The sequence below is a fragment of the Streptomyces orinoci genome, from assembly GCF_003121295.1.
GTDB lineage: Bacteria > Actinomycetota > Actinomycetes > Streptomycetales > Streptomycetaceae > Streptomyces > Streptomyces orinoci.
On the sequence record NZ_PHNC01000034.1, the window covers coordinates 1 to 8,379 of the forward strand.

7 protein-coding genes, 6 pseudogenes and 1 riboswitch (1 of these 14 only partly in view) are annotated in these 8,379 nt (G+C 73.0%); of the genes and pseudogenes, 8 read left to right on the plus strand and 5 right to left on the minus strand.

Features of this window, described 5'->3' with window-relative positions:
- The 4 genes and pseudogenes from CV755_RS31270 to thiO all read right to left on the minus strand — a co-directional run.
- Positions 1-577, minus strand: a 577-nt coding sequence (locus CV755_RS31270) for a protein kinase domain-containing protein (RefSeq protein WP_153068779.1), incomplete at its 3' end; no start/stop codon positions are given.
- A 164-nt stretch (positions 578-741) separates the two neighbouring features.
- Positions 742-1,585, minus strand: a pseudogene (locus CV755_RS31275) (thiazole synthase).
- 9 nt (positions 1,586-1,594) lie between these two features.
- Positions 1,595-1,777: pseudogene (gene thiS / locus CV755_RS36425) on the minus strand (sulfur carrier protein ThiS); the annotation flags it as partial.
- 60 nt (positions 1,778-1,837) lie between these two features.
- Positions 1,838-3,008 (minus strand): annotated as a pseudogene (thiO, locus tag CV755_RS31280) (glycine oxidase ThiO); the annotation flags it as partial.
- Positions 3,006-3,118, minus strand: a riboswitch (TPP riboswitch). It overlaps the preceding pseudogene by 3 nt.
- A gap of 140 nt (positions 3,119-3,258) precedes the next feature.
- Here thiO and CV755_RS36985 point away from each other — a divergent pair.
- From CV755_RS36985 to CV755_RS37280, 8 genes and pseudogenes are all read left to right on the plus strand, one after another.
- Positions 3,259-3,774, plus strand: coding sequence for an FAD-dependent oxidoreductase (locus CV755_RS36985; RefSeq protein WP_338323722.1), 516 nt, complete (start codon positions 3,259-3,261; stop codon positions 3,772-3,774).
- Positions 3,684-4,088, plus strand: a pseudogene (locus tag CV755_RS36990) (FAD-dependent oxidoreductase); the annotation flags it as partial. The gene CV755_RS36985 and the pseudogene CV755_RS36990, both read left to right, overlap by 91 nt.
- 129 nt (positions 4,089-4,217) lie before the next feature.
- On the plus strand, positions 4,218-4,409 hold the full coding sequence (locus CV755_RS36430; RefSeq protein ID WP_241561510.1) for an oxidoreductase C-terminal domain-containing protein: 192 nt from the start codon (positions 4,218-4,220) through the stop codon (positions 4,407-4,409).
- 204 nt (positions 4,410-4,613) lie between these two features.
- Positions 4,614-4,979 carry an Rv2175c family DNA-binding protein gene (locus CV755_RS31290; RefSeq protein WP_109280739.1) on the plus strand — a complete coding sequence of 122 codons (366 nt, stop codon included), beginning with the start codon at positions 4,614-4,616 and terminating at the stop codon, positions 4,977-4,979.
- 116 nt (positions 4,980-5,095) lie between these two features.
- Positions 5,096-5,746, plus strand: a complete 651-nt coding sequence (gene thiE, locus CV755_RS31295) for a thiamine phosphate synthase (RefSeq protein WP_109280738.1) — start codon at positions 5,096-5,098, stop codon at positions 5,744-5,746.
- Between the two features lie 93 nt (positions 5,747-5,839).
- Positions 5,840-6,757, plus strand: a complete 918-nt coding sequence (metF, locus tag CV755_RS31300; protein ID WP_109280737.1) for a methylenetetrahydrofolate reductase [NAD(P)H] — start codon at positions 5,840-5,842, stop codon at positions 6,755-6,757.
- Between the two features lie 39 nt (positions 6,758-6,796).
- Positions 6,797-7,099, plus strand: a pseudogene (locus CV755_RS37275) (hypothetical protein); the annotation flags it as partial.
- A 131-nt stretch (positions 7,100-7,230) separates the two neighbouring features.
- The gene (locus tag CV755_RS37280) at positions 7,231-7,647 is read left to right on the plus strand and encodes a hypothetical protein (RefSeq protein ID WP_422070618.1); all 417 of its coding nucleotides are present in this window, start codon (positions 7,231-7,233) and stop codon (positions 7,645-7,647) included.
- 195 nt (positions 7,648-7,842) lie between these two features.
- On the opposite strand, the pseudogene CV755_RS31310 reads toward CV755_RS37280, so the two are convergent.
- Positions 7,843-8,379, minus strand: a pseudogene (locus CV755_RS31310) (phytoene desaturase family protein) (it continues 861 nt past the right edge of the window).

Below are 8,379 nucleotides of genomic sequence, written 5' to 3' on the forward strand. Positions count from 1 at the left end.
CACCGTGCTCGATCTGCTCCGGCGCGAGGTAGGAGAGGGTGCCCAGGACGGAGCCGGAGTCGGTGGTGGTGTTGGTGCCCACCGCGCGCACCAGCCCGAAGTCCGCGACCTTCACCCGGCCGTCGTCGCCGATCAGCACGTTCTCCGGTTTTATGTCCCGGTGCACCAGCTCGGCGCGGTGGGCGGCGCCCAGGGCGGCCAGCACCGGCTCCATGACATCCAGCGCGGCTCGCGGCTGGAGGGCGCCGCGCTCGCGCAGTACGTCGCGCAGGGTGCAGCCGGCCACATACTCCATGGCCAGGTAGACATAGCCCGCGTCGGTGCCCTGGTCGAAGACGCTCACCACATTGGGGTGGTCCAGGCGGGCCGCCGACTTGGCCTCCCGGATGAAGCGCTCCGTGAAGGCGGCGTCCCGCGCCAGGTCGGGGTGCATCACCTTGAGGGCGAGCACACGGTCGAGGCGGGTGTCCAGGGCCCGGTAGACCGTGGCCATGCCGCCGGTGGCGATGCGGGCCTCGATGCGGTAGCGGTCGTCGAGGAGCTGGTCTACCAGGGGGTCCGGGAGGGTGGTGTCCACGGTCCACGAGTCTACGAGCCCGTGCGGGGCGCGCTGCGGGTGCGTGCGTCCGGACGGGCACCGGTGCGGGTGCCGGCGCCCCGGAAGGGGGCGGGACGGTATCGAAATGCGGCTCCGCCGCGTGGGCGCGACCAGCCACGGACGGGCCGCACCCGGGTACGCACTTACCGTGGCACCGCAGATCCCGCCGCCGGGTGCGGCCCCGGACGGTCACGCCACCGTGAAAGCCGACGCTCCGGATCCAAGGCGGCCCGGCCCGCAACAGGCGAGGACGCCTCCGCGAAGTGGCGGCGCGGAATGCGCCCCGCGCGGTACGCAGCCGCCCCGCCTCCACCGCGTGCCGCATCGCCTCCGCCATCAGCACCGGCTCCTGCGCCCGTGTCACGCCGAGGCCAGCATCACCGCCGAGCAGCCAGCTCCATCGCCAGCGCCGCGTCCGAGGCGGTGCCCGCGCCCGCGTCCAGGATCACCGGCACACTCGCCGCTCGGTGATCAGCTGGAAGTTGTGCGGATTGCGGATGCCCAGGCCGGAGCCGATCGGCGAGCCCAGCGGCATGATCGCGGCGCAGCCGAGGTCCTCCAGCCGGCGGGCCAGCACCGGGTCGTCATTGGTGTACGGCAGCACCGTAAAGCCGTCGTCCACCAGGATCTCGGCCGCGTCGAGCAGTTCGACAGGATCCGGCAGCAGGGTGCGCTCATCGGCGATCACCTCCAGCTTCACCCAGTCCGTACCCAGCGCCTCCCGCGCCAGCCGGGCGGTGAGCACCGCCTCGCCGCGGTGAAGCAGCCCGCCGTGTTGGGCAGCACCCGTACCCCGTGCCGCTCCAGCACCGAGAGCACCGAGCCGCGTACCGAGGGGTCCAGCCGCCGCATGGCGACCGTGGTCAGCTCGGTGCCGGAGGCCAGCAGGGCCCGTTCCAGCACATCCAGGCTGGGCGCGCCGCCGGTGCCCATGATCAGGCGGGAGGTGAAGACGGTGTCGGCGATGGTGAGCAGATCGTCTGCCATGGGTACTGATCAGCCTCCCTGCACCGCGGTGAGAACTTCGATCCGGTCGCCGTCGCCCAGCGTGGTGGCCGCCCAGCGGCCGCGTGGGACGACGGTCTCGTTGACGGCGGCGGCGATGCCGTTCCGGGCGTCGGTGAGCGCGGCCACCAGGCCGTCAAGAGTGGTCCCGCCGGGGACCAGACGCTGCTCGCCATTGACGGAGACCCGAACGGTGCCGGTCGTGCCGGTCGTGCCGTCATAGGACTGCTCCTGAAGTGCCGGGGTGAAGCGGGCGGGGGAGAACGGAATGGCCTCGTCCGGCACCCGGCCGCCGGTCAGCAGCTCGGCGAGCACCTCCCCGGTCAGCGGGGTGAGCAGCACGCCGTTGCGGTGGTGGCCGGTGGCCAGATGCAGGCCGGGCAGCGCGGTGGGACCCAGCAGCGGGGCGTTGTCGGGGGAGCCCGGACGCAGCCCGGCGCAGGTCTCCACCAGCGGCAACTCCGTTACCCCGGGCACCAGTTCATGGGCGTCGCGCAGCAGCTGGTAGACCCCGCCCGCGGTGACCGTGGTGTCGAAGCCCAGCTCCTCGGTGGTGGCGCCCACCACCAGCTCGCCGTTCTCCCGGGGCACCAGATAGACCGGCGTGCCGCGCACCACCGCCCGGACCGTACGGGAGAGGAACGGACGGTACGGGCCGGGCACCCGCAGCCGCAGCAGCTGCCCCTTGACCGGCCGTACCGGCGGCAGCACCTCCTCGGGCRCCCCGGCCAGCGTCCCGCTGTGACTGCCCGCCGCCAGCACCGTCTGGCCGGCCGACACCCTTGTCCCATCGGCGAGTTGGGCGCCGGTGGCCCGGCCTCCGGCGGTCAGCAGACGGACCGCCCGCTGCCGCAGTAGCTCCACCCCGGCCCGCTCACCGGCCGTCAGCAGGGCCTGGGTCAGCCGCCGGGGATCGGTCTGGTGGTCACCGTCCRCCCGCAGCCCGCCCCGCACCCCGGGGGCCAGCATCGGCTCCAGCCGGCGGCACTCCCGCCCGGACAGCCAGGTGGCCTCCAGGCCGCAGCGCAGCTGGAGTTGGTGGAGTTCGCTGAGATGCGCCCGGTCGTCGGAGTCCAGGGCACGGCCAGGTGCCGCAGGCCCGGTAGCCGGTGTCCCGGCCGCTGGCCTCCTCCAGCTCGGCGGTGAACGCCGGAAAGCGGCGCGCCGAGGCCCAGATTGAGGGCGAGCAGCGCTTCTTCCCCGTAGTGCAGTTCGGTGACCGGGGCCAGCATGCCGGCCGCCACCCGCGCGGCACCGCCGCCGGGCGAGGGGTCGGCGAGCGCGGTACGCAGCCCCCGCTGGGCCGCCGCCAGGCGGTCACCAGCCCGATCGGGCCACCGCCGATCACCAGGACATCCCAGGCCCCCGGTGGGCCACCGCCGTCCGGACATTGAGACGCGTGCATGGGCGTCCAGCCCCTCCCTTCGCCGGCATGACCCGGATCAGGTTCGTACGGTCGGAGGCCGCCGAAGCCTCCCTCTCAGCCCGGTGCGCCGGGCTCCGCGAGTGCGTGTACAGCGGCCACCCTAGTACGGGCCGGGAGAGCACCGGAAGGCGGCGGGCCCGGCGGACGGGCGCACACGGGTGGGGGTTTGTGTCGGAGGTCTCCTGCCGGGTGCTCGGTAAGCCCTCCGCGGTCGCCATATGGTGACCGGGTGAGTGAGCAGACGAACACCACCGGTGGCGGGCGAGTTGTGATCGTGGGCGCCGGCATGGCCGGCGTGCAGACCGCGGTCGCCCTGCGGGAACAGGGCTGGACCGGCGAGATCACCCTGCTGGGAGCGGAGTCGCACCCGCCGTACGACCGGCCGCCGCTGTCCAAGACCATCCTGCTGGGCAAGGCGGAGGGCTCCGCCTTCGAGGTGGACTTCGCGGGGCTGGGCATCGAGGTGCAGCTGGGCCGGGAGGTCACCGCCCTGCGCGCCGCGGAGCACCGGGTGGACACGGTGCGCGGCAGCGTCTCGTACGACGTGCTGGTCATCGCCACCGGCGCGGTGCCCGTCCGGCTGCCCGGCAGTGAGGGCGTGCCCGGGTGCATCTGCTGCGCACCATGGACGACGCCGAGCGGCTGCGGCCGCTGCTGGCCGCCCGGCGCAGTGTGGTGGCGGTGGGCGCGGGCTGGATCGGCGCCGAGTTCGCCACCGCGGCCCGGGAGGCGGGCTGCGCGGTGACCGTGGTGGAGGCCGCCGACCGGTGCTGGCCGGAGCGGTGCCCGCCGAGGTGGCGGCCCATATGACCGACTGGTACGAGCACAGCGGGGGCCCGCCTGATCACCGGGGCCAAGGTGGCGTCTGTGACGGAGGGGGCGGTGGTGCTGGCCGACGGCCGCCGGATCGAGGCGGACGCGGTGGTGGTGGGCATCGGCGCCCGTCCGGCCACCGACTGGCTGGCCGGCTCCGGGATCGAGCTGGCCGAGGACCGCTCGGTGGTCACCGACGAGCGGCTGCGCACCTCGCTGCCGGACGTCTACGCGGTCGGCGACTGCGCCTCCTTCCCCTCCGCCCGCTATGGCGAGCGGCTGCTGGTGCACCACTGGGACAACGCCCTCCAGGGCCCGCGCACGGTGGCCGCCAACATTGTGCTGGGGCCGGAGGAGGGCCCGGTCTACGACCCGGTGCCCTACTTCTGGTCCGAGCAGTTCGGCCGCTTTGTCCAGTACGCGGGCCACCATGCCGCGGCCGACGAACTCCTCTGGCGCGGCGACCCGGACAGCGCCGCCTGGACGGTGTGCTGGCTGAGGTCCGGGGTGCTGGTGGCCTGCTCGCGGTGGGACGGCCCCGCGATCTGGCCCAGGGCCGCAAGCTGATCGAGCAGGGCGCGGTACTGGACGGGCCCGGGCGGCGGACGCCTCGGTGCCGCTGAAGGCGGCGGTACGGCGGTGAGCGTACGGGCGCCCGGCCGCGCCCGAGGGCACCTCCGGGGGCCCGGGCGGGGGTCCGCGGGAGTGTCTCACGCCTCTCCCGGGTCAACCCGGCTACCGGCTGTCAGTGGCGGATGGCAGGCTTGTCCCGTGACCGAGATTGACGCAAAGATCGATGCTCTCGTCCCCGCCTGGCTCACCCTCCCCGATGTCGCCGAAGAGCTCGGCGTGGAGGTGACGCGCGTCCGGCAGCTGGTCAAGGAGGGCCAGCTGATCGCCGTGCGGCGGGGCGAGAACCGCGTGCTCCAGGTGCCCGCCGAGTTCATCGGCGGGGGCAGGGTGATCAAGGGCCTGTCCGGCACCTTGACGCTGCTGAAGGACGACGGCTTCAGCGACGAAGAGATGCTGGAGTGGCTCTTCACCGAGGACCCGACCCTCCCCGGCACCCCCGTGCGGGCGCTGCGCGAGAATCGCGGCACGGAGGTGAAGCGCCGCGCCCAGGCGCTCGCCGTCTAAAGCCGTCCGCAAGCGCAACCGCAAACGCAACCGCATCCGCAATTGAGAAACAGCGCGGTGTACGGGCCGGAAGGTCCGGGCCCGTACACCGCCGACCCCGGGGGAGTCCCACCCGTATGTCCGCCACCGCCCGCAAGCAGCTCGCCGACGCCCGGCTCTATCTGTGCACCGACGCCCGCCGGCGGCAGGGCGATCTGCCCGAGTTCCTGGACGCGGTGCTGGCCGCCGGGGTGGACATCATCCAGCTCCGGGACAAGGGCATGGAGGCCGCGGAGGAGCTGGAGCATCTGGCGGTGTTCGCCGCGGCGGCCCGCCGGCACGGCCGGCTGCTGGCCGTCAACGACCGGGCCGATGTGGCCCATGCCGCCCGTTCCCAGGTGCTGCACCTGGGCCAGGGCGACCTCCCGGTGCCCGCGGCCCGCGCCATCCTGGGCGAGGAGGTGCTGATAGGCCGCTCCACCCACGCCGAGGCGGAGGTGGACGCCGCCCTGGCCGAGCCCGGGGTGGACTACTTCTGCACCGGCCCCTGCTGGCCCACCCCCACCAAGCCCGGCCGGCCCGCCCCCGGCCTGTCCCTGGTGCGCCATGCCGCCTCCCGCAACCCGGACCGTCCCTGGTTCGCCATCGGCGGCATCGACGAGGGCAATCTGGACCAGGTGCTCGAGGCGGGCGCCCGGCGGATCGTGGTGGTCCGCGCCATCACCGAGGCCGATGACCCCGGCGCGGCGGCCGCCCGGCTGTCCCGGCGGATCCGGGAACTCGACTGACCATCGAGAACCGCTGAGGAACCGCCCGGAGATAAAGGGCATTTCGCCAATACGGGTTGGGGTGCCGCCGGACCGCTGGTTAACTTGGCGGGTATGGCCCTTGGTACCGCGTCCACCCGGACTGACCACGCCCGCACAGTGCGTGAGCTGCTGGCTTCCGGCGAGCGTTCCTACTCCTTCGAGTTCGCCGCCCCCAAGACCGAACGGGGTGAACGCACCCTGTGGAACGCCATCCGGCGGATCGAGGCGGTCGCCCCCACCTTTGTCTCCGTGACCTATGGCGCCGGCGGCTCCTCCCGGGAGGGCACGGTACGGGCGACCGAGCGCATCGCCACCGACACCACCCTGACTCCGGTGGCCCATCTGACCGCGGTCAACCACTCGGTGGCCGAACTGCGCAACATCATCGGCCAGTACGCCGATGTGGGCATCCGCAATATGCTCGCGCTGCGCGGGGATCCGCCCGGCGACCCGCTGGGCGAGTGGGTGCGGCATCCGAGGGGCCTGTACTACGCCGCCGAACTGGTGCGTCTGATCAAGGAGTCGGGTGACTTCTGCGTGGGCGTGGCCGCCTTCCCGGAGATGCATCCGCGCTCCACGGACTGGGAGACCGATGTCCGGCACTTTGTGGCCAAATGCCGGGCGGGCGCGGACTTCGCCATCACCCAGATGTTCTTCCACGCCGAGGACTATCTGCGGCTGCGCGACCGGGTCGCGGCGGCGGGCTGCGACACCCCGATCATCCCGGAGATCATGCCGGTCACCAATGTCCGGCAGATCGAGCGATTCGCACAGCTGAGCAATGCCGCCTTCCCCTCGGCACTGGCAGAACGGATCCGGGCGGTACAGGACGATCCGGCGGCTGTACGCTCGGTCGGGATCGAGTACGCGACCGAACTGTGTGCACGGTTGATGGCCGAGGAGATTCCCGGGCTGCATTTCATTACCCTGAACCACTCCACGGCAACCTTGGAAATCTACGAGAACCTGGGACTGCACCAGCGGTCCTGACGGCCGGCCGGGAACGGCGGCCGAACGAGAGGGGCGCTAATGGGCTGGACGGTCCTCTATATCGCGTTCGGCATCGTCGCGCTCTGGCTGCTCAGCGAGGTGCTGCTGCAGTACAAGGCCCGGCTGCGCTGGCGGCTGCTGGCCTTCGCCGGGTTCCTCGGCGTGGTGGCCGGAGTGATGTTCACCTCGGTGCCGGTGATTGTCGTCGGTGCCGTGGGCTTCGCGGTCGGGCAGATCTTTGTGACGCTCTCCTTCCGGCGCGGCTTCGCCGAGGGCTGGGCGCTTCGGCGGCCGCCGGCGGCGAGCGAGGGGGCTCCGGCCGAGGGCCGGGCCGCGGGACGCCCGGACGCCRYSKGCRCGCSCGCGCWCCCCCCCCCCMGCGCCGHSMMAGMSSCSCCSCCACSSCCGCCGCAACGACGGCCGCAACGMCCGCCGCCACGGCGCCGCTTGACCAGCCCGCCGAGCCGGCCGAGGTGCCGGTCCCCACCGGCCTCACCGGTGTGCCGGAGCAGCCCACCGCCGAGTACGCGGCGGTGGAGGAGACCAGCGTCTTCGGCGCGTACGACGCCTTCCAGGGCGCCCCGCAGGGTGCCGAATACCCGGCGCAGGGCGGCCAGTTCGACTATGCGCAGGGCCAGTACGCCGCCTACTCCGACCCCTATATCGGCAACCGCCAGCAGGGGTACGAGACTTACGACGGCTATGCGCAGCAGCCCCAGCAGCAGTACGGGATGGGCGGTTACCCCGCGGACGGCTACGCCCCGCAGCAGTACGACATGGACACCCCGCCCGGTGGTGTCTGGGTCCCCCAGCAACGCGACACGGACGCACCCCCCTATCCCCACGACCAGGGCCCCGGCTACGACGACCAGCAGCACTACCGCTACTAGGGCGCCCCGACAGGGGCGCGGGGTCGTGCCCAACTGCGGGCCGCCTTGGGCTGGTCGCGCAGTTCCCCGCGCCCCTGAGGGGCGCGGGCAGCCGCCGACGGTGCTTGGCCACCCGCTGGCGAGCTCGACCGTCACTCGCCGGGATGGGGGCACCCCCAGCGGTAGCTGGGGGAGGGCGGTGCGTGGGTGGGGATGTCACCGCGAGCCGCGGAAAGCCGCACCCTCCACGATCAGCCCGGCCACCAACGCCCCCGACATCCCCGCATGCGCAAGCCCACCCCCCGGGTGAGCGAACCCACCGGCCAGGTAAAGGCCGGGCAGCGACGCCAAGTTGCCAGGGTGCAGAAACGCACCGTCCGCACCCGCCAGGGCGGGGGCCGGAACCCCACCGCCCACCGCCCCCGTCGCCGCCGCGACATCCAACGGCGTACGCACCTCGCGCCACAGCACTCGCTCGGCCAGACCAGGAACGGCAGCCCCGGCCGCATGGACCATCCGCTGGGCAAAGCCCTCGCGGGTGTGCTGATCCGCCCAGTCAACTTCCCCCTGCGGAGCCACCGTCGCCGTGACCGTCACCGCCTCATGCCCCGCATCCGGCCGGGTGGCAGCATCATCCGGCCGCAGAACCACCACGCTCGGACGGTGACCCGCATGCGGCCGGGGGCCGAAGACCGCCGCCAACTCCGCCTCCCTGTCGGGGGCGTGGACCACCGTACGGTGCGGCGTACCCTC